1 pseudogene is annotated in these 246 nt (G+C 64.6%); it reads left to right on the forward strand.

The window, feature by feature from the left end:
- A pseudogene (locus BN358_RS26445) lies at positions 1–246 on the forward strand (2-keto-myo-inositol dehydratase); the annotation flags it as partial.

Raw genomic sequence — 246 nt, forward strand, 5'->3', positions numbered from 1 at the left:
ACCCGATGGAGATCGCGCGGAAGTACCCCGAGCGGATCGAGTACGTGCACATCAAGGCGATGGATCCCGACGTGGTCAAGAAGGCCCACGACGAGGACTGGCCGTTCGTGAAGGCCAACCTCTCCGGCTGCTCGGTCGCGCCGCCGGCCGGACTGCCCGAGATGCACGCGCTGATCGAGACCTTGGCCGACCTGGACAAGGAGCTGTACGTGATCTGCGAGCAGGACATGTACGGCTGCGCAAGGA

This window comes from Sedimentibacter sp. B4 (genome assembly GCF_000309315.1).
GTDB lineage: Bacteria > Bacillota > Clostridia > Tissierellales > Sedimentibacteraceae > Sedimentibacter > Sedimentibacter saalensis.